The following is a 26,723-nucleotide window of genomic DNA, read 5'->3' as shown; positions in this document are numbered from 1 at the left end:
GGCTTTTTTAAATTTTGGAGCGGGAAACGAGACTCGAACTCGCGACCCCAACCTTGGCAAGGTTATGCTCTACCAACTGAGCTATTCCCGCAATATGGACGCATTATAGAGTTTTTCAAAAAGCTGTCAACTCTTTTGGCATCCAAGTGTCTAATTAATCAGCACGACGCCAAACAGTGCCCTGACGGGTATCTTCCAAAACTACGCCTTGATCCAGCAATGACTGGCGGATTCCATCAGCTTTGGCAAAATCTTTGGCTTTTTTGGCATCTTGGCGTTGCTGAATCAAATCTTCGATTTGTTCTTCAGACAAGCCCAAAGCGTCCTGTCCAATATCTGACTTTAAGAAGTCTTCAACATTGTGCTGTACCAAACCTAAAATATTGGTCAGATGACGCAGTGTTGAATAATACACGGCTGCCTGTTCTGCATTTTCTTCTTTCACTGCACGGTTGAGTTCTTTGTTAACTTCAAACAGCACAGCAATGGCTTCAGCCGTATTGAAATCATCACGCATTGCACTATTAAAACGTTCAACCAACTCATGATCTAAAGTTTCAACGGTCTTTTCGCCATAGACTTGTTGATAGGCTTTAAATGAATGATAGAAACGGGTTAGCGTAGTTTTCGCTTCTTTTAATGCCACATCCGAGAAATTGACTGGGCTGCGGTAATGTGAAGACACAATAAAGTAACGGATCACTTCAGGATGGAATTTGTCCATCACATCACGAATGGTAAAGAAGTTGCCCAAAGACTTCGACATTTTCTCGCCATCAACATTAATAAAACCGACATGCATCCAGTAGTTGACATACTGTTCGCCTGTTGAAGCTTCACTTTGTGCAATTTCATTTTCATGGTGCGGGAACATCAAGTCCGAACCGCCACCGTGAATGTCAAAATGGTTGCCCAAGCAGCAGGTTGACATCGCTGAACATTCAATATGCCAGCCTGGACGACCCTGTCCCCAAGGTGAAGCCCAAGCAGGTTCATTGGCTTTGGCATGTTTCCAAAGTACAAAGTCAAATGGGTGCTTTTTCTCAACTTCGACATCGACACGATCTGAAGCGCCCGCTTGCATGTCATCCAGTTTACGACCCGACAAGCGACCATATTTGGAAAATTTTTCAACCTGAAAATATACGTCGCCATTGCTTGCAGGATACGCTGCACCTTTTTCAACCAAATTGCCAATCATGCTTTGCATCTGGTCGATATACTCAGTCGCACGTGGCGCTTCGTCTGGATGCAAACAGCCCAGATTTTCAGCATCTTCATTCATGGCCTGAATAAAACGATCGGTCAGTGCGGTGATGCTTTCGCCATTTTCATTGGCACGTTTAATAATCTTGTCGTCAATATCGGTGATATTGCGCACGTATTTGACATTCCAACCCTGACTACGTAAAAAACGAATAATGTAATCAAATGCAACCATGACTCGAGCATGCCCAATATGACAATAGTCATAGACGGTCATACCGCAAACATACATGTCGATATGCCCTGTTTTACGGGGTACAAATTCAACTTTTTTACGTTGCTCAGAGTTATATAAAACAAAGGGTTGCATATAAAGTCTTCAAATGTTCAAACTAAAGATGCCTCATCATAACTGATGCACAATATTTCACAAAGTTTTATCCCTAAAAAATATAAGATAACCATCGACATAAATAAGCTGAAGTTGCGGTTAGATTAGGGAACTTGTTAATGCAGTTAGCATCGCCTTCATTTCATATCTGGTTTAAGTTGTTTTCGCCAACAATGCAGGCCATAGATGAAATGTCAACACACCCTATTTATGTTAGAATCAGATCTATTGTTGAATCAAACCCTGAATATATTTTCCAGCTGTATTTTGGTAAGGTAGCTAATTTTGAACTCCCCACACATCATGAATCCTATTGATTTTAAAAAAGTTGCCCTAGAAACTTTAAAGATTGAACAGCAAGCGTTAGATGTTTTAGCCACACAAATTGATGAACATTTCGTCAAGGCCTGTGAAATTATTTTACAGTGCAAAGGTCGTGTGGTCGTTACAGGCATGGGGAAATCTGGGCATATCGGGCGCAAAATGGCGGCGACCTTTGCATCTACAGGTACACCATCTTTCTTCATGCACCCTGGTGAAGCAGGTCATGGCGATTTGGGCATGCTGGTGAAAGGTGATGTGCTGATTGCCATTTCCTACTCAGGGAAAAGTGATGAAATCATGATGCTGATGCCACTGATTAAACATGTGGGCGTGCCTTTGATTACCATTAGTGGCAATGACAAGGGCCCAATGCCGCAAAATGCCGATGTTGCCCTGACCTTAGGTGATATTCAGGAGGCTTGCCCGCTGGGTCTTGCACCGACTTCAAGTACCACAGCGACTTTAGCTTTGGGCGATGCTTTGGCTGTTGCTTTACTGGAAGCACGCGGTTTTACTTCCGATGATTTTGCCCGTTCTCATCCTGCAGGGGCTTTAGGCAAGCGCCTACTTTTGCATGTTAAACACATCATGCACACAGGCGAAGAACTGCCTAAAGTATCTCCAGACACCCCAATGAACCGTGTCCTGTATGAAATCTCAGATAAACGTTTAGGTTTGACCACAGTCGTTGATCAAAACGATACTTTACTGGGTATTTTTACTGACGGAGACTTGCGTCGTTTGATCGATAAACAGCAAGGCTTTGATGTAAACCTGCCTGTCGAAAATGTGATGATTAAAAAACCTGCCACCATTTCTTCGGAAACTCGTGCAGTAGATGCGTTAGAGCAATTACGTGATCGAAAAATTAATCAATTTGTTGTCGTAGATGATCAAAATAAAGTGATTGGTGTAATTAGTATGCATGACCTGATTCAAGCTGGAGTAGCGTAACCCATGGCATCTTATGTATTGTTAGAACAAGCCAGCCATATTAAAGCTTTGGTTTTAGATGTTGATGGTATCTTAAGTGATGGCTTTGTAACCTTCACCAACACAGGCGATGAAATCAAGTCTTTCGATATCCGTGATGGTTTGGGTATGAAACTGGCACAACAAGCCGGTTTAAAAGTGATTGTCATTACAGGGCGCAAAAGCCATATTGTTGAAAAACGTATGTCTGACCTGAAAGTTGACTTGGTTTTTCAAGGTCGTGAAGATAAAGGCATGGCACTACGTGAAGCATGTGCACAATTCAACCTATTACCACAAGATTGTTTATACATGGGCGATGACTGGCCAGACCTGTCAGCATTTGCAATTGCAGGCATGAAAGTGACTGTTCCAAACGGCCATGTTGAAGTACGTCGCCGTGCAGATTTAGTGACCCAAGCCATGGGTGGACGTGGTGCTGTACGCGAAGTATGCGATATGCTGTTACAGGCAAAAGGGGTTTACGAGGAATTACTTGAAAAATTCACTGCTGTCCCGCATTAACTGATAATTGTTTGATAAACTACGCTTATGGATACTAAAACTTTATATATCGCAGCGATTGTAATTGGCACCATAAGCGGTGGTTACTATTACTTTAGCGGCAAAAGTAAAAAACTGGATGTCGATTCGGCACGCAATATGACCTATTCGGCCAAAGACGTAAAAATCACCCAAACTGATCAACAAGGGCATGTCTCTGTACGCGCCTCAGTTGACGAAATGGCACAAAATAAACAAAACAATACATCTCAGTTATATAACTTCAATGCGACAACATATAGTCATGGTAAAATCGATGCAACCTATACTGCATCTCGTGCCGATGGCTACGATGACAATCAGAAAGTAATATTATCTGGTCATGTGGTTGCCCACAAAAATACCGCTCAAGGCGTGATGACGCTACGGACTGATCAATTGACTGGCTATCCAAAAACCCGACAGCTTGAAACCACACATATGGTGACTGTCGATTCTGCACAGAGTCAGTTTATAAGTCATGGCCTAAAAGCCGACTTAAACTCAGGACAATACGAGTTTTTCAATATTAGAGGAAACTATGCTCCTAAATCCTAAACATTCACATGTTAAAACGGTCTTCAATGTTGTCATTTTAGGAGCCCTGTCTTGCACGGCAATGTCAGCCTTTGCACTACCCACTGACCGTAACCAGCCCATTTCTCTTGTTGCCGATCGTGCAACTTATAATGATAAAACTGGTTATACCACCTATTCAGGTAATGTGGTCATTGAACAAGGCTCTATGAAGTTACAAGCTGATTCAGTCACTGCACAGCTCAACAAAAATCGTCAAATCAGCACAGTAACAGCTAATGGACACCCTGCTCGCTTCCAGCAAAAAACCGATCCAAACAAAGGTTTTGCTCGTGGCGAAGGACAAAAGATTATCTACAATGCAGACACAGGAATTTTAACCTTAAATGGTAATGCCTATGTTAATCAGGATGGTGCAAGTGTACGTGGTGCAACCCTACGTTACAGCATGAACAAAGGCGATATTGAAGCTGTAGGCAGTTCATCAGGTGGTGCAGCAACTTCGACTAGCCCAGGTCAAAATAAAGGTCGTGTTCAGATTGTGATTCCACCAAACTCTTCACAGTCTGCTCCAGGAGCAAAAAGTAAATGAGTGATGTCCTCATCAATCAGCCACAAACGCTCCGCATCCATCATCTTGCCAAAAACTATAGCAAACGCTGGGTAGTTAAAGACGTTTCTTTTGAAATGCACAGTGGTCAAATTGTGGGTTTGCTAGGTCCGAACGGTGCAGGTAAAACTACCAGTTTCTATATGGTAGTGGGTCTTGTACGTATGGATAAAGGTGAAATTTATCTTGATGATCAAGATCTGTCACATTTTGCCATGCATGAACGTGCCCGCAAAGGCATTGGCTACTTACCACAAGAAGCTTCGATTTTCCGAAAACTAACTATTGCTGAAAATATCATGGCAATTTTGGAAACTCGTAAAGAATTAAACAACGCCCAACGTGAACAACGCCTGAAAGAATTACTGGATGACTTTAAAATCAGCCACATTAAAGATTCTTTAGGCATGAGTGTATCGGGTGGTGAACGTCGTCGTGCAGAAATTGCCCGTGCTTTGGCGGCCAACCCTAAATTTATGTTGCTCGATGAACCGTTTGCAGGGGTTGACCCAATTTCGGTAGGCGACATTAAAGAGATTATTCAGAACTTGAAAAACCGCGGTATTGGTGTGTTAATTACTGACCATAACGTACGTGAAACACTGGCGATTTGCGAAAAGGCTTATATTGTTAGTGAAGGTGCTGTAATTGCCGAAGGTACAGCCCAAGAAATTCTGGAAAATGCTACAGTGCGTGAAGTTTATTTAGGTGAAGATTTTACTGTGTAAATTTTAGTTTGCTCAGCATTTTCAAAGCTGTATATTGCAAAATATACGGCTTTTTTTAGCATTCAATTTTAAGATAAGGCAAGACCAGTGGCGGATCAAATTAAGAAAAAAGGCTCATCTATTACGCGTGTACTCGAAATTATCGAGGCCATTGCAACAGCACAACATCCTCCTACTCCTCTCGATTTAGCCATTGCCCTTGATATTCCCAAACCAAGTATTCATCGTTTATTGCAGACCTTAGAAAAAGAAGGATTCATTAAACTCGATACCTATGGCGGGTATGTTGTTGGGCAACGCACTCATGCCTTACTGGTCAGTTCATGGAATCAGGAACCTAAAAAAATTGAACGATTGGCGATTTTACAAAAACTGTCGGATCAAATTGGTGAAACCTGTGGTATTGCGATTTTACAAGACAATGAAATGCTGTATACCGATCGGGTACAAACCAACTGGCCCCTGCAAGTGTATCTGCCTGTAGGGTCAAAAGTTCCACTATGGTGTACGTCGAGTGGTAAGCTGTTTTTAAGTTATCTGGATAAAGAACGTCTGAGCAATATACTGAAACATTTGCCGATTCAACCAATGACCAAAAATACCATCATTGACAAAGCAGCGCTTGAGCAAAATTTACATCGTATTTTTGAGCAGCAGTTAGGCACGGATAATGAAGAGTTTATTGCTGGAATGGTGGCCTGTTCTGTACCCATTTTAAATGCAGAGCAGCAGATTGTCGCGTGTCTATATACTCATGCACCAACCATTCGCAAGTCACTACAGGATTTGATGGAGTATGAGCCTGCATTACGCGAGGCAGCACAGGAACTCAGTCAACTCATTCAACAAACATAATTAAAACAAGTATTTAAAAAAATTAAATCATTGAAAATAAATAATAAATTTCAATATTAAAACCTTATTGTTTTAACTTATATTTCAAGCTCAAGATTCGGTTTTGCCTATTTTTCCCAAAAGAAAAGTAGGCAAAAGTATTTGTCCGTTGCAAACTCGGTCAAATATCATCACTGTTTTAATCTATTAAAAAACAGCATGTTACAAACTTAACTATGACCTCAACATGCAACTGACCTTTGCATAGACCCTATTGTGTTTATAAGTTTCTATATGGAATTCAGATTAATTCAGCGTTGGCATTGAAAATTGCACACCTTCACGGACATTGCTTGATGGCCAGCGTTGAGTAATGGTTTTACGGCGAGTATAAAAACGTGCGCCATCTGGACCATAGGCAAATAGATCACCAAACAATGAGCGTTTCCAGCCACCAAAACTATGATAAGCAACAGGGACAGGTAACGGAACATTGACCCCAACCATTCCCACTTGGATATGGTCGGTAAAGTAACGCGCTGCTTCGCCATCGCGGGTATAGATACAAGTACCATTGCCATATTCATGGTCATTGATCAGTTGCATGGCTTCTTGCATGGTCGCAACACGAATCACTTGTAGCACAGGCCCAAAAATTTCCTGTTTATAGCTGAGCATGTCTGGGCTGACATGGTCAATAAGAGTTGCACCAACAAAGTAACCCTTTTCATAGCCTTCTGGCGCGGCATGACGTCCATCGACCACCACGGTTGCACCCTGCTGCTCTGCACTGTCAATATGCCCAATCACTTTGGCTTTATGTTCAACAGTAATCACGGGGCCAAAGTCATTGTCTTTATTGGCAAAGTGTCCGTATTTCAAACCTTGCATACGTTCGCTAAGCTGTTGCACCAAAGCATCTGCGGTTTCATCACCTACCGCAACTGCAACAGACAACGCCATACAACGCTCACCCGATGAACCGAACGCTGCACCGAGTAATGAACTCACAACATTTTCAAGGTCGGCATCTGGCATCACAATTGCGTGGTTTTTCGCACCACCAAGCGCCTGACAGCGCTTACCTGTCGAAGTTGCCGTCTGATAAATATATTCAGCAATCGGGGTTGAACCCACAAAGCTCACCGCTTGTACACGGCGATCATGCAGCAAAGTATCGACCGCAACTTTGTCACCATTCACTACGTTAAACACGCCATCTGGCAAGCCTGCCTGTTTCAACAATTCAGCAAGGAACAGGGTTGAAGATGGATCTTTTTCTGATGGCTTCAAGACAAAGCAGTTACCACAGACAATCGCCATCGGGAACATCCACAATGGCACCATCACAGGAAAGTTAAACGGGGTAATTCCCGCCACTACACCGAGCGGTTGAAACTCACTCCATGAGTCAATCGATGGCCCGACATTTTTGCTAAATTCGCCTTTTAAAAACTCTGGCGCACCACAGGCATATTCAACATTTTCAATGCCTCGTTGCAACTCGCCTGCGGCATCGTGCACGATCTTGCCATGTTCAGCCCCGATTAATTCACAGATTTTATCGGCATGCTGTTCAAGTAATTCTTTAAATTTAAACATGACACGCGCACGTTTAATTACAGGGGTATCGCGCCATTCTGGGAATACAGCTTGCGCAGCAGCAATCGCCTGCTCAACAGTTTCTACACTGGCAATCGCAACTTCCTTGCTTTGCTCGCCCGTTGAAGGGTTATAAACGGCTTGGGTACGGGCATGCTCGTAACACAGTTTGCCTTGAATAAAATGACCAATCATGTCCATTGTGGGAGTTCCTCATTGTGATTCTAAGATCAAGTTTCTTTCATAAGTTCTTTTTATTTCTCCCTCTGAGAGAAAAATAAAGAGAGTGTAAAAAATGATAAAAGCAGTCTAGTGTTGATTTAAAAATAGGCCATTCATCGCCATAATTTTTGATACAGCTGTACCATTTCTACTGTGCTTGGTACAACTGGATTATTGTTCGGTGAACCCGATGCCAAGGCCTGTTCTGCCATCGTTTCAACCACAGCATCAAACTCGGATTTTTCTACCCCAAACTCAGCTAAGGTCGGTACTTTGAGTTCTTGGTTGATGTGCTCCAGTGCAGCCACAAGTTTCTGGTTGGCAAGATCGGTCGCATCATTGGGTTCTGCAACACCTATGACTTTGGCACAGGTTGCATAGCGCTCAGGTGCAGCATCTATCGAATATGCAGTGATCATTGGCAGCAACATGGCATTCGACAGTCCATGTGGCACATGAAAAAATGCACCGATTGGTCGGCTCATACCATGTACCAAAGCCACGGAAGCATTGGAAAATGCAATCCCTGCCAAGGTTGCACCAAGCATCATCTGTTCACGTGCTGTCACATCTTCAGGGTGTTGGTAGACTTGAATCAGGTTTTGACCAATTAACTTCATGGCAGCCAATGCCTGTGAGTCACTGTATAAATTGGCTTTTTTACTGACATAAGCTTCAATGGCATGTGTAAGCGCATCAATGCCCGTATCGGCTGTGGTACGTGCAGGCAAACTTAGCGTCAGTTCATAATCGACAATTGCAGCAACAGGTAAAAAACCAATCCCCGTACACAGCATTTTTTCATGCGTGGCATCATCGGTAATAATGGTGAATTTGGTGCACTCTGAACCTGTACCTGCCGTGGTTGGCATGGCAATGATGGACAACCCAGTTTCCGTGACCTGACGTGGAAATTTATAGTCACGAACTTCACCACCAAATTTCCCTAAAATGCCAATTGCTTTGGCGCTGTCAATCACACTGCCACCGCCAATCGCAATGATCACGTCATAATCTTGAGACTGAACTTTTTCTACGCCCGCAGCAATCGAACTGGCCGTCGGCTCTGGAATGGTGTCAGCAAAGTAATCGGTTGAGATATTGGCTTGAGTTAAGATTTTTTGTAATTCATCTACATAGCCCAAGGATAGCATCACCCGATCGGTAATAATTAAGGGTTTGCTTACCCCTAAAGTCGTTAAAATCTCAGGTAACTGACTGCGGGCATTGCGACCAATTTCTAAAATACGCGGTAAAACAATACGGTGTGACATAGTTTCCCTCTATTGCACCATCACAACCAATCAGTCTTTTGAGTCGTGGTGATGACATTCAAGCTGATCGGTTTGCATAATGATGAAGCTATCCTGAGCTTTTTAATTTTTTAAAACGATACATATCGTATCATTATTAAATGAATATAAATTAACTTTCGAATCCTCGCAAATGATTTTTGATCAATTTTAGTCAATATTTCATTCTTTCTATTTTCCGGAGCAGTCATTACAAAATAAAAAAAACCGCTCGGTTGAGCGGTTGGAGATCAAAACTTAAATAGAATTTTTAAACTAGCGATAAACAATACCACCATCGGTCAAAATCGACTGACCTGTAATATAGTCCGAATCTTCACTGGCTAAGAATGCCACCAGAGCTGCCACATCATCTGGAGTTTCAGCACGTCCTAAAGCAATTCCTTCAACATATTTCTTGTAGGTTTCACCAATCGCTGCGCCTGTAATTTCAGAAAAGCGTTTATCGATTTCCACCCACATGTCTGTACCCACAATCCCGGGACAGTAGCCATTTACGGTAATGCCCTGACTGGCATATTCTTTAGCAGCTGCCTGCGTTAGCGCTCGTACGGCAAACTTGGTCGCCGAATACACGCCCAATAAAGCAAAACCATCATGCCCTGCAATCGAACAGGCATTGATAATTTTGCCTTTTTGTTTACGCTGCTGAAATTTCTTGGCGGCTGCCTGTATGCCCCACAACACACCACCAATATTCACATCGACAATTTTATGAAATTCGGCAGGGGTAACATCAGCAAGTGCGTGAACCTGTGCAATCCCTGCGTTATTGATCATGATATCGAAACCGCCCAAACTGCTTTCAGCATGATCAATCGCAAATGCGACCTGTTCCAACTGGCTGACATCCGCAATAAAAGTACTGGCTTGCACACCAAGTGTCTGCACTTCCTGCTGCACATGCTGTAACTTTTCCTGATGCATGTCGACCAATGCCACATGCACGCCCTCTTGTGCCAGACGTAGTGCAATCCCGCGTCCAATACCCTGTGCTGCTCCTGTCACCAAGGCAACTTTATTGTGTAATCCTCTTGGCATCATTTTATCCTTTTTATGTGAATATTCAGGACAGTCCTGCTCCTGTGTTCAAAATGACTTCTCTCAGTTCAATCACTACAAATAGCAGCGATTCGTATTTCACCAAGAGAAGTCTGTGCTTCATCCATAAAAATCTTAAGGATGAACAATAATTTTCACTGCCGATTCATTGTTATGAATCAGGGTTTCAAAGCCTTGTGAAATCAGATCATCCAGTTGAATACGCTGGGTAATAAACGGCTCAAGATTGATCTTGCCCTGCTCGACCAGTTTGATGGTTTCCTGATGATCATTGACATAGGCAATCGTACCGCGCACATCCAGCTCTTTCATGACCACGCTATGTACATTGATGGTGGCTGGATGACTCCAGATCGACACGATCACAATCACACCTGTCGGTTTGGTGGCAGCCACCAACGTATCTAAAACTTTATTGACGCTACTACATTCAAAAGCGACATCTACACCACGATCTTGGGTAATTTTCATGACTTCTGCGACTACATCGACCTGTGATGGGTCAAGAATATAATCGGCAACACCCGATTCTTTGGCTTTTTCCTTACGCTTGCTACTCAGTTCGGTGACGATCACGGTTAAACCTTTGGCTTTGAGAATCGCAGACAGCAATAAACCAATTGGCCCTGCTCCTCCCACCAAAGCGATATCATCTGCTTTGGCACCACTACGCACATAAGCATGATGCCCAACCGAAAGTGGTTCAATCAGCGCAGCCTGATCGAGCGGAATGTTGTTGGAAATCGGATGTACCCAGCGGCGTTTGACCGCAATTTTTTCCGATAATCCACCACCTCGACCACCCAAGCCAATAAAGTTCATATTCTTGGAGAGATGGTAGTTTTCACCTGGTCCTGTCGGTACATCATCAGCAATGATATACGGTTCAACCACCACATGTTGTCCTACCTGAATGTCGGTTACCCCTTTACCCACCGCATAAACTACCCCTGAAAACTCATGTCCCATCGTGATCGGCGCAGATTCACCCGAAATCGGATGTGGATGCCCACACGGTGGAATAAAAATCGGACCTTCCATAAACTCATGTAGATCTGTGCCGCAAATTCCACACCATGCCACCTGAATGCCAACGGTGCCTGCACTCACTTCAGGTTCTGGAATATCTTCAATGCGGATATCCCCTTTGTCATAAAAACGTGCTGCTTTCATTGTTTTGTATCCATAAAAAAGGCATATGCCATACTGATTAGACTTCTTTTATAAGGCTCTTTTATTTCTCTTTCGCCACATTGAAATATATTGCAATCTGGCTCAGGGAAAAAGAAAGAGGGTGTAAGCAGTTATGAAAGAAGTCTATTTTTTAAAAAGCTAAATATGAATCGCGCGTTGCATGGACGCCAAAATCGATTCATGCATCGCTTCCGACAAGGTCGGATGTGGAAAAATCACCTGTGCTAATGTCGCATCAGTCGCTTCGAGGTATTTGGCAATCGCAAAACCCTGTATATGCTCGGTGACTTCATGCCCCACCATATGTGCGCCAAGCAATTCGCCTGTTTCCGCATGCATGATGGTTTTGACAAAGCCTGCACTATCTCCCAAAGCCAGTGCCTTACCATTGGCAGACAGTGGAAACTTGCCAATATGGATCGGCAAGTTTTGTGCTTTGGCAGCCGCTTCATGCAACCCGATACTGGCCACTTGCGGATGGGTAAAAATGCAACCTGGAATCTGACTACGATCTAAGGCATGTACGCCTTGCACGCCTGCAATTTTTTCCACACACAAAATACCTTCATGGCTGGCTTTATGTGCCAAACATGGCGCACCTGCCACATCACCAATCGCATATAGCCCTACAACATTGGTTTTGCAGTAGGCATCCGTCTGGATAAAACCTTGAGGGTTCAGCTCAACACCTAAATCTTCCAGCCCCAAATGGGCAGTGTTAGGCTGCACCCCAATCGCTGAAAGTACCCGATCAAACACAAGTGTCTGTTCACCTTGCGGCGTAGTCAGTACACATTGCACTTGTTCATTCACAATACTGATACTTTGAATCGCCGATTGGGTCAGCACCTGCATGCCTTTTTGCTGAAACTGTTTTTGCACGTACTGGGCAACTTCGGCATCTTCGGTCGGTAAAATTTGCTTAGCAATATCAATCAGCGTGACCTGACAGCCCAAGTCCTGATACAAACTGGCAAACTCGCTACCAATTGCGCCCGAACCGACCACCAGTAAATGCTTTGGCAATTGTTCAGGAACTAATGCTTCTTTATAACTCCAGACATATTTGCCATCGACAGGCAGTTGTGGAAAATGTCGTGCCTGTGCACCTGTCGCCAAAATAATATGCGGTGCAGTTAAAGTTTGCTGTTGCCCCTTGGCATCGGTCAGTTGCAGGGTTTCTTTGCCGATCAGTTTGGCTTTGGCATCAAATACCGTGACCTGATTTTTTTTCAGCAAATGTGCAATACCCTGTACCAGTTGTGCTGACACCTGACGGCTATGCTTGACCAGTTGTTGCAGGTCAAACTCAAGCTGTGACACCTGAAAACCAAACTGTCCCGCATGTTTAAACTGAGTAGCCAGTTCTGCGCCTGCGAGTAAGGCTTTGGTCGGAATACAGCCCCAGTTCAGACAAATCCCGCCCAAATGCTGTGCTTCAACAATCGCAGTGTTCAGCCCGAGCTGGGCTGCACGAATGGCAGCCACATATCCCCCCGGTCCTGCACCAACCACCACCACATCAAATTGTGTTTCTGACATGTGGCTTCTCCTAGACCAAAATCAGGGCTGGATTTTCAACAAACTGCTTGAAGCTTGCCAAAAATTTTGCCCCAACTGCACCATCAATCACACGGTGATCACAAGACAAGGTCGCAGTCACCATTTCTCGAACCACAATTTCACCTTGCTCAACCACAGCACGTGCTTCGGATGCGCCGAACGCCATAATCGCGCCTTGTGGCGGGTTAATAATTGCATCGAACTGTTTAATGCCGAGCATGCCCAAATTGGAAATACTGAAACTGCCACCCTGAAATTCGTCAGGCTGTAATTTTCCAGTTTTGGCACGGGTTGCTAGATCGCGCATTTCAGTTGAGATTTCGGACAGTGACTTTTGATTGGCAGCTTTCACAATCGGGGTGATTAAACCGTTGGGAATCGCCACAGCCACCGAAATATCCGCCTGAGCAAATTGCAAAATAGACTGGGTCGCTTCATCAAACTGCACATTAACCTCAGGCACTTTGAGCAATGCTGCGGCTGCGGCTTTAATCAACATGTCGTTAATCGATAATTTCACCTGCGGAACACTGTCATTAATCTGCTTACGCAGGTTTTGCATAGCCTCAACATTAAGATCTACCGTTAAACGGAAATGCGGTGCATTGCGTTTCGCGGCTTGCAGGCGCGAAGCAATCGCTTTACGCATGGCATTTAAGGCGATCGAAGTGACCTGATTTTTCGGTGCTGCATCTGAACTGGTCGCAGAAGATTGTGCACACGCTGTACTTGGATTGTCGCGATGATACAGCGCTTCAACATCTTCCTTACACACGCGTCCACGCGAACCTGACACACGGCAGTCGTGCAGGTTGATGCCCCACTGTTGTGCCAAACGGCGCGCCACAGGCGTTGCCAAAACCTTGCTGTCATCGGCAGTAGATTTAGCAACTTTAGCAGAGGAATGGGCTTGAACTTTTACATCTGCCCACTGCCCACCTGCCGCACGCACTGCAGTTTGAATGTCCTGAACACTGATACGCCCTTCACGCCCTGAGCCTGAAACTTTTGCCAGATTTACATTGTGTTTTTCAGCCAGTTTAAGTGCATGTGGCGTCGTAAAAACCTCAGCATCGGCTTGAAAGCCTTGCAATGCCGCAGGCACAACATAACCCGTTTGCGTCGTGGCAGGTGCTTTAGTGACTGGCGCAGTCACACTTGCCACAGGTACAGGCTGTGCTGTGACTTCAGCTTGCGGTGCGGTTGCCGCGACAGCAGCTTCAGTCTGAACCACAGGGGTGGCATTGGCTATTTTCCCACCTAAAGACTGCACAAACTGTTCAATTTCAGCATCGGAAATACTGCTTTCTGCACAAACAGCAATCAGCCCACCGACAGGTAAAGTATCGCCATCTTTGGCAATAATTTTACGCAAAGTTCCATCAAAGGGAGCTTCTAACACATTGACGATTTTAGTGGTTTCAATTTCACAGATTTCCTGACCTTTGGTGAAGTTGTCACCTTCCTGAATCAGCCATTGTGCAATCGTACCTTCTTCCATCGACAATCCCCATTTCGGGATTTCTAAGGTTCTGATCTCGCTCATCCTAAGCCTCCAATACTTTACGCACTGCCTGTTCAATTCGTTCTACGCTTGGCATCCATTCTTTTTCTAATACAGGTGAAAATGGTACTGGCGTATGCGGTGGGGTGACGAGTTCAATCGGTGCTTTTAAATAATGGAAACCTTTTTGTGCAATCAAGGCAGCGACATCGTGCCCGAAACCACAGCGTGCTGCCGATTCATCCACAATCACCACGCGCCCTGTCGATGCCACCGATTCCAAAATACCTTCTTCATCCAGTGGTGAAATAGTACGCGGATCAACCACTTCCACTGAAATGCCTTCTTTTGCCAGTTTGTCGGCGACTTCATTGGCACGGTGTACCATCAAACTGAGTGCAATAATGGTAATGTCAGTGCCTTGACGAGTGTAATTCGCTACGCCAAATGGAATGGTATAGGCTTCGTCTGGGACTTCACCTTTAATGTCATACAGCATTTTGTGTTCGCAGAACACCACAGGGTCGTCATCACGAATCGCCTGAATCAGCAAGCCTTTGACATCATAAGGACTAGATGGCACTACCACCTTTAAGCCTGGCACAGAAGTAAAGACATTATAGGGTGACTGCGAATGCTGTGCAGCCGCAGAGAAACCAGCGCCAATCATACCGCGCACGACCATTGGGGCTTTGGCTTTACCACCAAACATGTAACGGAATTTGGCCGCTTGGTTATACAGCATGTCATGACAGACACCATAAAAATCCATAAACATCAAATCAACCACAGGACGCAAACCTGTTGCCGATGCACCTGCTGCCATCCCCACCAATGCAGATTCGGTAATTGGCGTGTCAATCACGCGTTCCGAACCAAATTCTGTCCATAGCCCTTTGGTCACGCCCAATACGCCACCAAAACCTTCTAATTTATTTTCATCGGTATTTTTACCACCATGTCCACCACGAACATCTTCACCCATCACCACCACAGTCGGGTCACGGCGCATTTCCAGCTCAATAGCTTCTTTCACAGCATTACGATAACTTTTATTTGGCATCTTGCTATTCCCTTAACTCTTTTCCCTTAATAGGAAACATAAACGTCAGTGAGTAATTGTTCTAGTTGTGGGTAAGCAGCTGCACGAGCCTTCGCCACTGCATCATCTATATTGGCTTTCGCTGCTGCATCAATCGCATCCAGCTTGGCAACATCGACTTTACCTTTGACTTTTTTACGGAAAATTTTCAGTGGGTCTTTATGTTCTTTGACATAGTCCACTTCTTCTTTGGAGCGGATCAATCCCGGATCACCCTCAAAGTGCCCATAAAAACGGTTGGTCACGGTTTCAATCACGCTTGGGCCTTCACCACGGCGCGCACGCTCAATGGCTTTTTTCGCAGCTTCATACACAGCAAAAAAGTCTGTACCATCCACCTTGACCGCAGGTAAACCAAAACCTGCTGCACGCCCTGCAATATCTTTACTGCCGACCGCGTAGTCATGCCCTGTACCTTCACCAAAACCATTGTTTTCAAATACAAAAACAACAGGAAGATTCAGCACCACTGCCATATTTATCGCTTCGAAAGTCAAGCCTTGGTTGGAACCACCATCGCCTGTAAAGGACAAACCAATACCGCCTGTTTTCAGGGTTTTCGCTGTTAATGCAGCACCAATCGCCAAAGGAGGACCACCGCCCACAATCCCGTTTGCGCCGAGCATCCCCTTGTCCAGATCGGCAATATGCATCGAACCGCCTTTACCACGGCACAAACCATCATCTTTCCCGAAGATTTCCAGCATCATGGCGTGAATATCACAGCCTTTGGCAATACAGTGCCCATGTCCACGGTGGGTCGAGGTGATGTAGTCTTTATCGGTCAAATTTTCACAGATACCCACCGCAACCGCTTCTTCACCACTATATAAGTGAATGAACCCCGGAATATCACCATTGGTATTTTCTTCGTGAAGTCGATCTTCAAACTCACGAATATCCCGCATACGTTTATATGCGGCAAGTAATTGCTCTTCAGTAAGCTGCATGTCCATATCCCTTATATTTTAAAATTGTCTTTAAAATAAAATTAACTCGATGATTTTATTTAAATCATCAATATTAAAACTCTTTCACAAACCCATTTAAATTTCCCTTCATGCAAAGAATAAAGAGAATTAAACAATGACGAAAAAGTCTATTTATATAAAATCAAAACCCTGAATTTTCATATTAGACTAAAAAAAATTCTGATTTATTTTTAAACAAAATATAAATAAAACAAAGATTTAAATCATTAAATATAAATGTAATTTTTTATTAACAATCAATTGTTTACAAAAACAAACCTTCAACCAACCTTTGTCTGATAATCTAAAATGCTGCTATTTAAATAAATATGATATTTTATTTTAAAAATAGAATTATTTATATTTATTCCGAGCAAATTAATCAATTTAAATCACATAAGGATATGTTTTAAATGCCACAAAATATAAAACCAGCACAGGGAGAGAAATTACGTGGTACACAGAAACTGGCACGTATTCCCATTAAAATTATGCCAAGTGATCACCTGCCCGAAAAACCACGCTGGATTCGTAGTAAAATCAGTGACCCAGAAGAAATTAAGCGCATTCAGCGTTTATTACGCCAGCAAAAATTGCATACCGTGTGTGAAGAAGCTGCATGCCCCAATCTGCCGCAATGCTTTGGCAGTGGCACAGCCACATTTATGATCATGGGTGATATTTGCACGCGGCGCTGTCCATTTTGCGATGTGGCACATGGTCGCCCGTTGGCACTTGATACAGATGAACCCGAACACCTTGCTGAAACAGTGGCACGCTTAAATCTGAATTATGTGGTGATTACTTCGGTGGATCGGGATGATCTGGCCGATGGTGGCGCTCAGCATTTTGTGGATTGTATGACCGCGATCCGCACACACAGCCCACAAACGCGGATTGAAATTTTAGTTCCCGATTTTCGTGGACGTATGCCGTTGGCACTGGATATTTTAAGTCGCTGCCCGCCCGATGTGTTTAATCACAATATCGAAACCGTGCCACGATTATACAAAGCCATGCGCCCAGGTTCAGACTATCAGCACTCCCTCAACCTGCTCCAGCAGTTTAAGCAGCGCTGCCCTGAGGTTTTAACCAAATGTGGCTTGATGGTCGGCTTAGGTGAGATCGAAGCCGAGGTTTTGGCATTACTGAATGATTTGAAAGACCATGCTGTGGATTTGATCACTATTGGACAATATTTACAGCCCAGCCCTGCACATGCCCCGATTCAACGCTTTGTCGACCCTGCCGAGTTCCAGCGTTATCAGGCACACGGCAAACATTTGCAGTTTTTTAACCTATGGAGTGCCCCGTTGGTTCGTTCCAGTTACTTTGCCGACAAGCAGTATCTGGGAGAAACCTTGCCTATCCTGTAGGGCCTGTTGACAGTTTATGCATGGCCTGCATTATCAGCAAAAGTTAAACAAGGCATGCAACAAAGACTTCTGTGAAACATCAATAGCACCTCATAAACCCTGAGAAAACAAGTGCTTCATTTTACATTTCACAAGGCATCAAAATTTTTTAACATTTTTTGAGCAAACTCATGCCACGATCTGCTATAAATTGGTGTTAGAAGATAAGCTGCATAAGATTTTAAAACAGTAAAAATACCAAGGCAAAATTCTGTTTTAAATCACAACAAAGCTGTTTCTTTTCAGTGAAATTGAATGCACAAAACTGTGATGGGACATGCAAAATGCTCAACGGATACGAGCTCAGTGTCCCATCCTTTGAAGGATAACAACATGGATATGCAACACACGCGATTTTCTAGCACATCTGCGGATTCAACTCTTTCTTTAACTGCCGCTCCGTTACTATGTTTGGAACAGAATTGGCAGTCTTCATTATTTGGACGCAGCATTCAGCAAGGGCAACGCGAGCTTGCCAGCATTGCCGATGAAGCAGGCATGGCCATTGGAGTTACGGACAGTTGTGGCACACTGCTATGGGCATGGAGTAGCAAAGCCATGCGTTCCTCTGCCGAGCAAGTACATTTTGTTGAAGGTGGTCAATGGTCAACCCAGTCTGTCGGAACCAACGCGATTGGCATAGCGCTAAATACCCATCAAACCAGTTGTGTCTATTCGCATGAAAACAGTATGAATAGTGTGCGTGACTGGGTCTGTTATGCCACACCGATTATTGACCAAAAAACCAAGCAATATTATGGCATTATGAATTTATCTGCCAAATATAAAAAACATAGCGCTTTGGGTAAATTGGCAGTGGAACGCTGTGCTGAGTTACTCAGTCAAGTGTTTCATGCGCAGCAACAAGATTGCCTGTCGATGAATCTGTTCGGTACACCACAAATCAGCTTCAACCAAACTATTCTCACTGTGACCCAACGCCAAACTGAAATTTTATGTATTTTGGCACTCTGCCCTGCGGGAATTCAGCTCGATGAACTGCACTATGCTTTATATGGCGACCGAGAAGTCAGTTTAACTACGCTCAAAGCCGAAATTTCTCAGCTACGGCATTTACTCAAAGGTGGGATTCAGTCGCGTTGTTATCGTCTGAACTGTGAACTCCAATGTGACTTCCTCATGGCAGAAAAAGCCTTGAATGCAGGCTATATGCAAACGGTATTTAATCTATATAAAGGCGAGTTTTTACCGAAAACCGATAGCCCATTTTTACGGGCATGGCGCGATGCCTTCGATGCCCGTTTGAGTCACTATATTTATCACTGTCAGGATACAAACTTGCTGCTGAATTTGGTCAATCGTGCGCCTGAACGCCTCGATGCGATTGAACGCTTACTGGAAATCTTACCTGAAGACAGCCCTTATTTAGACAAAGTACAGGCATTACTCAGTCATAGCTAAACTGTCTAAAATAGATTGATTGCCTGCCAGTTTTTAGATTCAAATTGGCGGGTTTATTTTTATTCTGTCAATGTTTCTGGTTTCCTCAAATTCAATAACCACAACATGATTTGTAGTGCCAACACACTCAGCACCCACACAGGCATCAGAAAATAGAGTATCGCCAAGGTCACTAAGCTCATACTACGCTGCAGTGTATTTGCAGACTGCCATAAACGAAAAACTTGACGGTTTAAATGCTGTAAGGTCGAACGTACGTGTGCATAGCTCCACCATGCTCGATAGGCAAACACCACCAACACCAAAATCAATGCAGCACTCAGCACCAGCACCAGTTGATTGACCCAGCCAAATAGCACTCCAATATGGGCATCGACTCCCCAACGGGTCAGCTTGGCAGACAGTGGAAACTTGGAAAATTCGATTTGATCAACTACTTTTTGCTGCTGCATATCCACCGCAATTGCATCGACCTGCACAGGCCAGCGATGGCGCATTTCCTCAATCGTCCATGCTTTGTCACTGCTATAGCTCGGTTTAATTTGCAGATATTCGGAAGTTAGTCCATTTTGCTGTGCCAGTTTTTCAATCACATCAAAATTTTTCAGTACTAAAGGCTGATGATGAGCTGAGATTGGCATCGGCATATGATGCTCGGCATGTGCATCCATCGACATAAGCATAGGGCTGAGTTGCGTGTTCAGTGTTGGTGTATCGCTATTTGCCAAATGCCGTAGTTTGGCAATATTTGCCCCTGACCAGTTTGACCATGTCAGTCCTGTTGCCGAGAAAAACAGTAGCATTGGAAACACACTTAATCCCACCCAAGCATGCCAGCGCAGATTTTTCTGCCGAGGGTGCTGGGTAGTCACCTTCATCTGTTGACGTTTCCGATACCATTGCCATAACCCTGTCAGTGCAAAAATTCCGAGCCAACTGGCTGCCAGTTCACTGTAGGCGCGTCCAAACGTACCGAGCAACAAGTTACGGTGCAGGTTATCTAAAAAAGTACGAATCGGCAGCACACCACTTGTTCCATAAACAGGTAACTGCCCCTGAACAGCGAGCGTATACGGATTAATAAAAACCGCATGACTATGCTCAGGGTCTTTTGGATCGAGATACAACACTCGTGTGGTCAGGTTAGGCTGCGGCGCTGGGCGAACAGCGGTAATCACGGTTTGTACAGGTAAAACTACTTGTGCCGCAGCAACTTGCAAACTGAGTGCTTGTTCAGACTGAGATAGATCATGCACAGCAAATAACTGCTTTTGATACACCACATGCTCAAGCTGAGGAGTCAATGCATACAGCAAGCCTGTCAATGCAGCAATAAAAATAAATGGCGCAACCAGTACGCCAAGCTGAACATGCAACACATGTAACAATTGACTGGAAAAGCGCGTTTGCGATGAATTTTTCTGCATAAAACAGCCCAACACTCTGCAAAAATAGGCTGCATCTTATCAATCTCATGTTAGTCTGTGTACCTTTTTTGGGGAATGTCTAGGTTTAGACTCAGTCATGCGACGTTATGGTTTGTTTTTTGGCTTGATGGCACTTTTGCTGCAAAACCTTGTGTTTTGGCAAATAGCTATGCCTAAAAGCATGCAAACTAACGTGATTTGTGAGCAGATCAGTACCGCCTTAGAACAGAGCAATATGCCCATATCGCATATGTATATGTCTGCCGCTGAACATTCTCAAATTCAAAAACAACATGACAAAATGCTGCAGCACTGTCACTTCTGTGAACTGTTCCATCATCTCTCACCGATTACTGAACCAAACCTGACGCTGATCGAAGACAAAATTCTGGTTCGTCTGATTGTCTTTGCAGCACTCAGTTATGTGTTTTTCTATCTACGCCGTTTATTTCTCTGTCCCCAAGGGCGAGCTCCGCCTGTTGCCTTCAACCTTGCATAGTTTTGTTTAAGCGAAAAAATTTTCGCACATCGTTATTTTGCTTTTGTTGAAAGGCTTTGTTATGCCACGTATTTTTTTATTGCACCCTCTCACTTGGGGAATTCTTGCTGCGTCTCTATCCACTACGGTGAATGCCGCAAACAACGTTGATGGCAATACTGTTTCAGACTTGCCAGTCATTACAGTATCTGCCGAAAAACAGGATGAGCGACATTCATCCTCTCAGGCAATTACCCAATTTAAACACAAGCTACTTGAAGTGCCATTTACCAAATCACATGTGTCCAAAGACGATATTCAGAACTACAACATTCAACGGGTCAGTGATGCCCTGGCGCTAGTGAATGGTGTGATGTATCAGGACAGTTATGGTGGCGGATTTTGGGACAACTATTCATTTCGTGGCTTTAGTACCGACCCAAATATGGGCACGATTTACATGCGTAACGGTTTGAGTGCGCTGAATGGAATTCATGCACCACGCGACATGATCAACATCCAGTCGATTGATTTTCTCAAAGGCCCAATGGCTGCCATGTATGGACAAGGCGCGATTGGTGGGATCATGAACATCACCACCAAACAGCCCGAGTGGCAACCGAAAACAGAAATTTCGGTCAGTGGTAGCACCGAAGAACAGTATCGCGGTTCAGCCGATACTACGGGAGCAATCAACGATGCCCTTGCCTACCGTTTAGGTGTGGCGTATGAAAATAACCAAAGTTTCCGCGATCATGTCGATAATCAGCATTATTACATCGCTCCACAACTCGCATGGAAAATTTCGGATCAGACCCAACTGAATTTAGACACCGAGTTTGCAAATTACAGTGGTGTATTTGACCGTGGTATTCCGATGATCAACGGTCAGTTTGGCAGTATTCATAGCTTTTACGGTGAGCCGAGCGATGGCGATATCAAGATTAAAGATCAGATGGTTCAACTGCGCTTAAATCATCAATTTAATGACAACTGGGACAGCACTACGGCGCTGAGTTATGAACACGGCGAGCGTGAAGGTACATCAACCGAGATTTCATCCATCAGTAGCGATGGGCAAACTGCCAACCGTTTCCGTCGTTATCGGCATTTTGAAACTGAAACCACCCAGTTCCAGCAAATTTTACGTGGTAAATTCACTACAGGTTCGATTCGTCACGAAGTCGTTGCCAACTTTGAAGCAGGACATTACAGCATTGACCAGTTACAACGAAGAAGTGCATCAGGCGCAAGTAGCCCTATTAGCATTAGCAACCCTGTTTATGGTCAAATGATTTTACCACTGACCCGCACCACCAAATTTAGCTTAGAAACCCAAGACATGTTGGGGCTGAACCTGCAAGATCAGATTTTTCTGAATGATCAATGGAATATTGTGCTGGGTGGACGCTATAATCGCTTACAACAGCAGATTGATGATTACCGTACTGGAGTTTCTGCCAAACAGTCATTTACCCCATTTACTCCACGCGTCGCAATTAATTATCAGCCGACAAAAAAATGGTCAATATATAGCAACTGGGGCAAATCTTTTGAACTCAACACAGGCTTAGACAAAAACAATCGCCTGTATGATCCTGAAAAAACTCAAAGCTGGGAAATCGGCACAAAATATCAGTTTCTGCCAAAAAGCTGGTTCGGGCTGACCTATTTTAATATGGATAAACACCACTTATTGACGGAAGGTATTAGTGACAGTTATGTCGATAGCGGGCATGTACAAAGCCACGGGCTTGAAGTCGAATTACAGCATCAACTCACGCAAAATTTACGGGTAAGTGCCAACTATACCTTGACCCATGCTTCAGTAATTGAAAGTGAGGTCGATGTCAAAGGTGCACGTCTAAAAAATATTCCAAAACATATGGCAAACCTATCAGCAGATTATCAATTGCATATTGCAGATTACCCTGCTGGACTGGTAGGGAATCTCAACTACTTTGGTCAGCGCAGCGCTAACTATATTGACAACGGCACGACCTTGCCATCATTTACTGTGATGAATGTGGGTAGTTATATCTTGCCGCGTCCAGACGTGCGAATACAGCTCAACATCAGCAACCTGTTTAACCGCACCTACTATGTATCGAGCTATACCAATTACTGGGTGCAACCAAGCGAGCCTCTGAAAGCCACACTGACTTTAAGTTGGACATTCTAATTTTTATTTACACGCCATTCTGAGGATGGCGTGTATTGAATTCTGAATATCGGATCTAACGCTTAGAAAGATTTATACCCTAACTATTCATACAAGCTTGGAGACGTTCTTCATAAGAGTCGGATGTCACCAAAACTCATGTGCAAGGATGGTTTGCTGTTTAAGTTTGGCACACTATTCATGAGCAGTATTCTTCACCAATCAGTTGTTGCTGCGTTGGCAATAAATCCCGACAAATTTAAAATGCCTCAGCAAACAAAATGATAAAACCTCAAAAATCAACTTTGATTTAATCATGCAACTTTTCACCACAATGCGGGCAATATTTATAATGTTTTAATTCTTGTTCTTTTTCTTCGAGTATTTGTTCTCGAATTAATTGCATCTGAATTTCATGAATTTGCTCTTTTCTGAGTCCGACTATACGCCCTATTTTCTGTATTTCTTTTTCATCATTCACCAAATCCAAGTCTTTTTCGATAATCAATTCCCGAAATTCTTGCTCAAGACGTTCCTTACGCACATTGAGTTCATTGGCTAAACCTGTTGCCAGAATACCTGCAGGTAAAGCGGCTAAACCAACCCCCAAAACCATAATTACTGAGCCGAGCAACTTTCCTGCATTGGTGACAGGCGTTACATCCCCATAGCCAACCGTGGTTAATGTCACCACTGCCCACCACATGGCTTGTGGAATTGAGCCAAAAACATCAGGCTGTGCCTCATGTTCAAAAGCGTAGACTCCTCCTGCCGCCAGCACAATCATAATGATTAAAATAAAAATGACTGCCTGAAATGAACCTTTCTCACGCTCAATGACATTCAACAGAATTTGTAATGACACAAAATAACGAGTCAATTTCAGCAGTCGTAACAACCGAAGGATTCGTAAATAACTCAAATCCATATGAACAAAAAAGTTGAGATACGCAGGAAAAATCGCTAAAAAATCAACAATAGCAGCTCCACTTAAAAGCCAACGAGATCTCTGCTTCCATGCTGGAATTTCAAGGTCTTCTTCAACTACACTCCACAGTCGTAGCAAATATTCAATTGTGAACACTGCAATTGAAATATGTTCAAAACGATCAAAATAAAACGCATGAGCTTGATAAACATTATCGACTGATTCAACCAAAACCGCTGAAACGTTTGCAATGATCATTATAATCAGCAAATAGTTGAAATAGCGGCTTGCAGGCGTATCGTAATCAGTATTATGCAGCACGTCATAGCAAAAACGACGTGTGCGCCGATAATGGTCTAAAGCTGTCATGGCAGAGACGCGAAAAAGAAAAATTCGATATTAACAAATTCCTTATAGAATTTGAGGAATTTTTCGGCAACTTCGAACCTTATTTACCTGATTTTTTTGCTACTTCTGTCTCAATTAAAAATCCTTTATGCTGATTCTCATGGCTTTACTGTTGAGCGAAAAAAAATGAATAACAATCATAAACAATTGGTCGTATTGGGCAGTATTAATGTTGATCATCTTTTAAATGTGCAGAAGTTTCCACAAGCTGGAGAAACTGTGACTGGCAGCCACTACCAACTGGCATTTGGTGGCAAAGGTGCAAATCAAGCTGTTGCTGCAAGCCGTAGTGGTGCCAACACTCAATTTCTTGCATGCTTAGGTAGTGATGCAATTGCTCAAGACATTTTGGCGCAGTTTGTTCAAGATGGTATGAATATAGAAGCAGTTCGTCAGATTCCTGAGCAAAATACGGGTGTTGCCCTCATCTTTGTCAACAACCAAGCTGAAAACTGCATTGGAATTTACGCAGGGGCAAATGCAAGTTTAAGTCCGCAATATGTTGCTCAACACGCTGAAAAAATCCGCTGTGCTGATGCTATTTTACTACAATTGGAAACACCTCTTGAAAGCTTAATTGATGCCGTCAAGATTGCCAAAGCCGCCAATACCATGGTGGTACTTAACCCTGCGCCAGCGCAGCCATTACCTGAAGATTTTTTGCAACAAGTTGATCTGATTACCCCCAATGAAACTGAAGCCTCTGCACTAACAGGGATTCAAGTCTATGACCTCCTAAGCGCAGAACAAGCTGCCCAACATCTGCATCAGCAAGGCGTTGGCATGGTGATTATTACGCTAGGCGAACAAGGCATTTGGCTGAGCCAACAGGGGCAGGGGCAACATATCCCTGCATTTAAAGTACATGCTGTTGACACCACAGGTGCAGGTGATACTTTTAATGGTGCCTTAATGACAGCACTTCTCGAAGGCCAAAACTTATTTGACGCCAGCTATTTTGCCAACGCAGCAGCAGCATTAGCAGTCACCCATGCAGGCGCACAACCATCCATTCCTTGGCGTGTACAAATTGATGAATTTTTAGAAGAACTTAAAGAGCAAGATTGAGAACAAATAGCACCTTTTGAGGCACCCTTCCTGAAAAGGTGCTATTTGTAGAATCAAAGACATTACCCAAGTAACTTTGATCTTATAAATCAAGTCTATAGTGAATAACTGACAAATGTCTCCCGATTTTTGAGCTTTTTCTTGGTTTAACAAAATAAAAATGGGGTATATTTTGATTTTTCAGAAAATCCTTCCAAAGTTTAATTTATGAACAGCACAGAATACACATTAGATAAAATAGATCGGAAAATTTTATCGGCTTTACGCCATAATGGCCGCTTAACCGTTGCCCAGTTATCTGAAGAGGTGGGTCTGTCATCTTCACCCTGTTGGACACGTTTAAAAAGACTCGAATCCCTCAAAATTATTGATGGCTATACCGCCAACATTAACCCCAAAGCCATCGGGATTAACGAGTTGTTTTTTATTGAAATTACGCTAGAACGCCATGATGATGAAATTTTAGAACAATTTAGCCAAGTACTTGCAGATATTCCCGAAGTCATCGAAGCGCATTTGGTCACAGGTGATTATGATTATTTAGTCAAAGTTGCCGTCAAAGATGCCGAGCATTATGAAAAATTCTTGCGTAAAAAGTTATATTCGATTCAAGGCATTCGCCATACACGTTCTATTTTTGCCTTGCGTCCTTTAAAACTGGAAAATACAGCAGATCTCATGTTGATTGATTAAATTCTGCTGTATGAATAAAAAAGAGCCACACAGGCTCTTTTTTAT

At 43.6% G+C, this 26,723-nt stretch carries 23 protein-coding genes and 1 tRNA gene; 12 read left to right on the top strand and 12 right to left on the bottom strand.

Going from position 1 to position 26,723, the window contains the following annotated elements; all coding sequences use genetic code 11:
- Nucleotides 1–15: 15 nt before the first annotated feature.
- Nucleotides 16–91, bottom strand: a tRNA-Gly gene (locus F975_RS06845).
- A 63-nt stretch (nucleotides 92–154) separates the two neighbouring features.
- On the bottom strand, nucleotides 155–1,576 hold the full coding sequence (gene cysS, locus F975_RS06840; RefSeq protein WP_004751665.1) for a cysteine--tRNA ligase: 1,422 nt from the start codon (nucleotides 1,574–1,576) through the stop codon (nucleotides 155–157).
- A gap of 321 nt (nucleotides 1,577–1,897) precedes the next feature.
- On the opposite strand from cysS, the gene F975_RS06835 reads away from it, so the two are divergent.
- The 6 genes from F975_RS06835 (at nucleotide 1,898) to F975_RS06810 (ending at nucleotide 6,166) form a co-directional block, all read left to right on the top strand.
- Nucleotides 1,898–2,875, top strand: coding sequence for a KpsF/GutQ family sugar-phosphate isomerase (locus tag F975_RS06835; RefSeq protein WP_034426194.1), 978 nt, complete (start codon nucleotides 1,898–1,900; stop codon nucleotides 2,873–2,875).
- A 3-nt stretch (nucleotides 2,876–2,878) separates the two neighbouring features.
- Nucleotides 2,879–3,418, top strand: coding sequence for a KdsC family phosphatase (locus F975_RS06830; RefSeq protein ID WP_004751661.1), 540 nt, complete (start codon nucleotides 2,879–2,881; stop codon nucleotides 3,416–3,418).
- Between the two features lie 27 nt (nucleotides 3,419–3,445).
- Nucleotides 3,446–3,994 (top strand): LPS export ABC transporter periplasmic protein LptC, encoded by a 549-nt coding sequence (gene lptC / locus F975_RS06825; protein WP_004751659.1) that lies wholly within the window; start codon nucleotides 3,446–3,448, stop codon nucleotides 3,992–3,994.
- Nucleotides 3,978–4,565 carry a lipopolysaccharide transport periplasmic protein LptA gene (gene lptA / locus F975_RS06820; protein WP_004751658.1) on the top strand — a complete coding sequence of 196 codons (588 nt, stop codon included), beginning with the start codon at nucleotides 3,978–3,980 and terminating at the stop codon, nucleotides 4,563–4,565. Before lptC ends, lptA begins: the two co-directional genes overlap by 17 nt.
- Entirely contained in the window at nucleotides 4,562–5,311 is a 750-nt protein-coding gene (gene lptB, locus F975_RS06815; RefSeq protein ID WP_004751656.1) for an LPS export ABC transporter ATP-binding protein, read from the top strand. Before lptA ends, lptB begins: the two co-directional genes overlap by 4 nt.
- A gap of 99 nt (nucleotides 5,312–5,410) precedes the next feature.
- On the top strand, nucleotides 5,411–6,166 hold the full coding sequence (locus F975_RS06810; RefSeq protein WP_034426191.1) for an IclR family transcriptional regulator: 756 nt from the start codon (nucleotides 5,411–5,413) through the stop codon (nucleotides 6,164–6,166).
- A gap of 285 nt (nucleotides 6,167–6,451) precedes the next feature.
- Here the strand turns inward: F975_RS06810 and F975_RS06805 are convergent, their stop codons facing one another.
- From F975_RS06805 to F975_RS06770, 8 genes are all read right to left on the bottom strand, one after another.
- Nucleotides 6,452–7,948 (bottom strand): CoA-acylating methylmalonate-semialdehyde dehydrogenase, encoded by a 1,497-nt coding sequence (locus tag F975_RS06805; protein ID WP_004751653.1) that lies wholly within the window; start codon nucleotides 7,946–7,948, stop codon nucleotides 6,452–6,454.
- Nucleotides 7,949–8,082: 134 nt separating this feature from the next.
- Nucleotides 8,083–9,243, bottom strand: coding sequence for an iron-containing alcohol dehydrogenase (locus F975_RS06800; protein ID WP_004751651.1), 1,161 nt, complete (start codon nucleotides 9,241–9,243; stop codon nucleotides 8,083–8,085).
- Nucleotides 9,244–9,537: 294 nt separating this feature from the next.
- A complete protein-coding gene (locus tag F975_RS06795) occupies nucleotides 9,538–10,323 on the bottom strand; it encodes an acetoin reductase (RefSeq protein WP_004751650.1) in 786 nt (261 codons plus the stop codon).
- 135 nt (nucleotides 10,324–10,458) lie between these two features.
- Nucleotides 10,459–11,517, bottom strand: a complete 1,059-nt coding sequence (locus tag F975_RS06790; RefSeq protein ID WP_004751647.1) for a 2,3-butanediol dehydrogenase — start codon at nucleotides 11,515–11,517, stop codon at nucleotides 10,459–10,461.
- A gap of 159 nt (nucleotides 11,518–11,676) precedes the next feature.
- Nucleotides 11,677–13,080, bottom strand: coding sequence for a dihydrolipoyl dehydrogenase (lpdA, locus tag F975_RS06785; protein ID WP_004751644.1), 1,404 nt, complete (start codon nucleotides 13,078–13,080; stop codon nucleotides 11,677–11,679).
- A gap of 10 nt (nucleotides 13,081–13,090) precedes the next feature.
- Nucleotides 13,091–14,647 (bottom strand): dihydrolipoamide acetyltransferase family protein, encoded by a 1,557-nt coding sequence (locus F975_RS06780; RefSeq protein ID WP_004751643.1) that lies wholly within the window; start codon nucleotides 14,645–14,647, stop codon nucleotides 13,091–13,093.
- 1 nt (nucleotide 14,648) lies between these two features.
- Nucleotides 14,649–15,668: an alpha-ketoacid dehydrogenase subunit beta gene (locus F975_RS06775; RefSeq protein ID WP_004751641.1), complete on the bottom strand. Its 1,020-nt coding sequence runs from the start codon at nucleotides 15,666–15,668 to the stop codon at nucleotides 14,649–14,651.
- 26 nt (nucleotides 15,669–15,694) lie between these two features.
- Nucleotides 15,695–16,657 carry a thiamine pyrophosphate-dependent dehydrogenase E1 component subunit alpha gene (locus F975_RS06770; protein ID WP_004751640.1) on the bottom strand — a complete coding sequence of 321 codons (963 nt, stop codon included), beginning with the start codon at nucleotides 16,655–16,657 and terminating at the stop codon, nucleotides 15,695–15,697.
- Nucleotides 16,658–17,091: 434 nt separating this feature from the next.
- Here F975_RS06770 and lipA point away from each other — a divergent pair, with 434 nt between their 5' ends.
- Together lipA and F975_RS06760 are read left to right on the top strand one after the other, a co-directional pair.
- Nucleotides 17,092–18,054: a lipoyl synthase gene (lipA, locus tag F975_RS06765; protein WP_004751637.1), complete on the top strand. Its 963-nt coding sequence runs from the start codon at nucleotides 17,092–17,094 to the stop codon at nucleotides 18,052–18,054.
- Nucleotides 18,055–18,426: 372 nt separating this feature from the next.
- Nucleotides 18,427–19,515: a hypothetical protein gene (locus tag F975_RS06760; RefSeq protein WP_004751636.1), complete on the top strand. Its 1,089-nt coding sequence runs from the start codon at nucleotides 18,427–18,429 to the stop codon at nucleotides 19,513–19,515.
- A gap of 59 nt (nucleotides 19,516–19,574) precedes the next feature.
- Here F975_RS06760 and F975_RS06755 read toward each other — a convergent pair whose 3' ends face one another.
- Nucleotides 19,575–20,942 carry a PepSY-associated TM helix domain-containing protein gene (locus F975_RS06755; RefSeq protein ID WP_004751634.1) on the bottom strand — a complete coding sequence of 456 codons (1,368 nt, stop codon included), beginning with the start codon at nucleotides 20,940–20,942 and terminating at the stop codon, nucleotides 19,575–19,577.
- 97 nt (nucleotides 20,943–21,039) lie between these two features.
- On the opposite strand from F975_RS06755, the gene F975_RS06750 reads away from it, so the two are divergent.
- Nucleotides 21,040–21,441 (top strand): DUF2946 domain-containing protein, encoded by a 402-nt coding sequence (locus tag F975_RS06750; protein WP_004751631.1) that lies wholly within the window; start codon nucleotides 21,040–21,042, stop codon nucleotides 21,439–21,441.
- A gap of 61 nt (nucleotides 21,442–21,502) precedes the next feature.
- On the top strand, nucleotides 21,503–23,602 hold the full coding sequence (locus F975_RS06745) for a TonB-dependent receptor (protein ID WP_004751630.1): 2,100 nt from the start codon (nucleotides 21,503–21,505) through the stop codon (nucleotides 23,600–23,602).
- 289 nt (nucleotides 23,603–23,891) lie between these two features.
- On the opposite strand, the gene F975_RS06740 is transcribed toward F975_RS06745, so the two are convergent.
- A complete protein-coding gene (locus tag F975_RS06740; RefSeq protein WP_004751628.1) occupies nucleotides 23,892–24,878 on the bottom strand; it encodes an ion transporter in 987 nt (328 codons plus the stop codon).
- 165 nt (nucleotides 24,879–25,043) lie between these two features.
- Here F975_RS06740 and rbsK point away from each other — a divergent pair, with 165 nt between their 5' ends.
- Together rbsK and F975_RS06730 are read left to right on the top strand one after the other, a co-directional pair.
- Nucleotides 25,044–25,985 carry a ribokinase gene (rbsK, locus tag F975_RS06735; RefSeq protein WP_004751626.1) on the top strand — a complete coding sequence of 314 codons (942 nt, stop codon included), beginning with the start codon at nucleotides 25,044–25,046 and terminating at the stop codon, nucleotides 25,983–25,985.
- Between the two features lie 207 nt (nucleotides 25,986–26,192).
- A complete protein-coding gene (locus tag F975_RS06730; protein ID WP_004751624.1) occupies nucleotides 26,193–26,678 on the top strand; it encodes an Lrp/AsnC family transcriptional regulator in 486 nt (161 codons plus the stop codon).
- Nucleotides 26,679–26,723 lie beyond the last annotated feature (45 nt).

Source organism: Acinetobacter brisouisimilis, assembly GCF_000368265.1.
In the GTDB taxonomy this organism is placed as follows: domain Bacteria; phylum Pseudomonadota; class Gammaproteobacteria; order Pseudomonadales; family Moraxellaceae; genus Acinetobacter.
This window is presented reverse-complemented; position numbering and strand designations above follow the sequence as displayed.

Bases quoted from the DNA above. Each gene is read 5' to 3' on its own strand.
- F975_RS06805 (WP_004751653.1), bottom strand. From the start codon at position 7,948: ATGGACATGATTGGTCATTTTATTCAAGGCAAACTGTGTTACGAGCAT.
- cysS (WP_004751665.1), bottom strand. From the start codon at position 1,576: ATGCAACCCTTTGTTTTATATAACTCTGAGCAACGTAAAAAAGTTGAA.
- lpdA (WP_004751644.1), bottom strand. From the start codon at position 13,080: ATGTCAGAAACACAATTTGATGTGGTGGTGGTTGGTGCAGGACCGGGG.
- F975_RS06770 (WP_004751640.1), bottom strand. From the start codon at position 16,657: ATGCAGCTTACTGAAGAGCAATTACTTGCCGCATATAAACGTATGCGG.
- F975_RS06730 (WP_004751624.1), top strand. From the start codon at position 26,193: ATGAACAGCACAGAATACACATTAGATAAAATAGATCGGAAAATTTTA.
- lipA (WP_004751637.1), top strand. From the start codon at position 17,092: ATGCCACAAAATATAAAACCAGCACAGGGAGAGAAATTACGTGGTACA.
- F975_RS06750 (WP_004751631.1), top strand. From the start codon at position 21,040: ATGCGACGTTATGGTTTGTTTTTTGGCTTGATGGCACTTTTGCTGCAA.
- F975_RS06795 (WP_004751650.1), bottom strand. From the start codon at position 10,323: ATGCCAAGAGGATTACACAATAAAGTTGCCTTGGTGACAGGAGCAGCA.
- lptC (WP_004751659.1), top strand. From the start codon at position 3,446: ATGGATACTAAAACTTTATATATCGCAGCGATTGTAATTGGCACCATA.
- lptB (WP_004751656.1), top strand. From the start codon at position 4,562: ATGAGTGATGTCCTCATCAATCAGCCACAAACGCTCCGCATCCATCAT.
- F975_RS06740 (WP_004751628.1), bottom strand. From the start codon at position 24,878: ATGACAGCTTTAGACCATTATCGGCGCACACGTCGTTTTTGCTATGAC.
- F975_RS06780 (WP_004751643.1), bottom strand. From the start codon at position 14,647: ATGAGCGAGATCAGAACCTTAGAAATCCCGAAATGGGGATTGTCGATG.
- rbsK (WP_004751626.1), top strand. From the start codon at position 25,044: ATGAATAACAATCATAAACAATTGGTCGTATTGGGCAGTATTAATGTT.
- F975_RS06760 (WP_004751636.1), top strand. From the start codon at position 18,427: ATGGATATGCAACACACGCGATTTTCTAGCACATCTGCGGATTCAACT.
- F975_RS06830 (WP_004751661.1), top strand. From the start codon at position 2,879: ATGGCATCTTATGTATTGTTAGAACAAGCCAGCCATATTAAAGCTTTG.
- F975_RS06755 (WP_004751634.1), bottom strand. From the start codon at position 20,942: ATGCAGAAAAATTCATCGCAAACGCGCTTTTCCAGTCAATTGTTACAT.
- F975_RS06790 (WP_004751647.1), bottom strand. From the start codon at position 11,517: ATGAAAGCAGCACGTTTTTATGACAAAGGGGATATCCGCATTGAAGAT.
- F975_RS06745 (WP_004751630.1), top strand. From the start codon at position 21,503: ATGCCACGTATTTTTTTATTGCACCCTCTCACTTGGGGAATTCTTGCT.
- F975_RS06775 (WP_004751641.1), bottom strand. From the start codon at position 15,668: ATGCCAAATAAAAGTTATCGTAATGCTGTGAAAGAAGCTATTGAGCTG.
- lptA (WP_004751658.1), top strand. From the start codon at position 3,978: ATGCTCCTAAATCCTAAACATTCACATGTTAAAACGGTCTTCAATGTT.
- F975_RS06800 (WP_004751651.1), bottom strand. From the start codon at position 9,243: ATGTCACACCGTATTGTTTTACCGCGTATTTTAGAAATTGGTCGCAAT.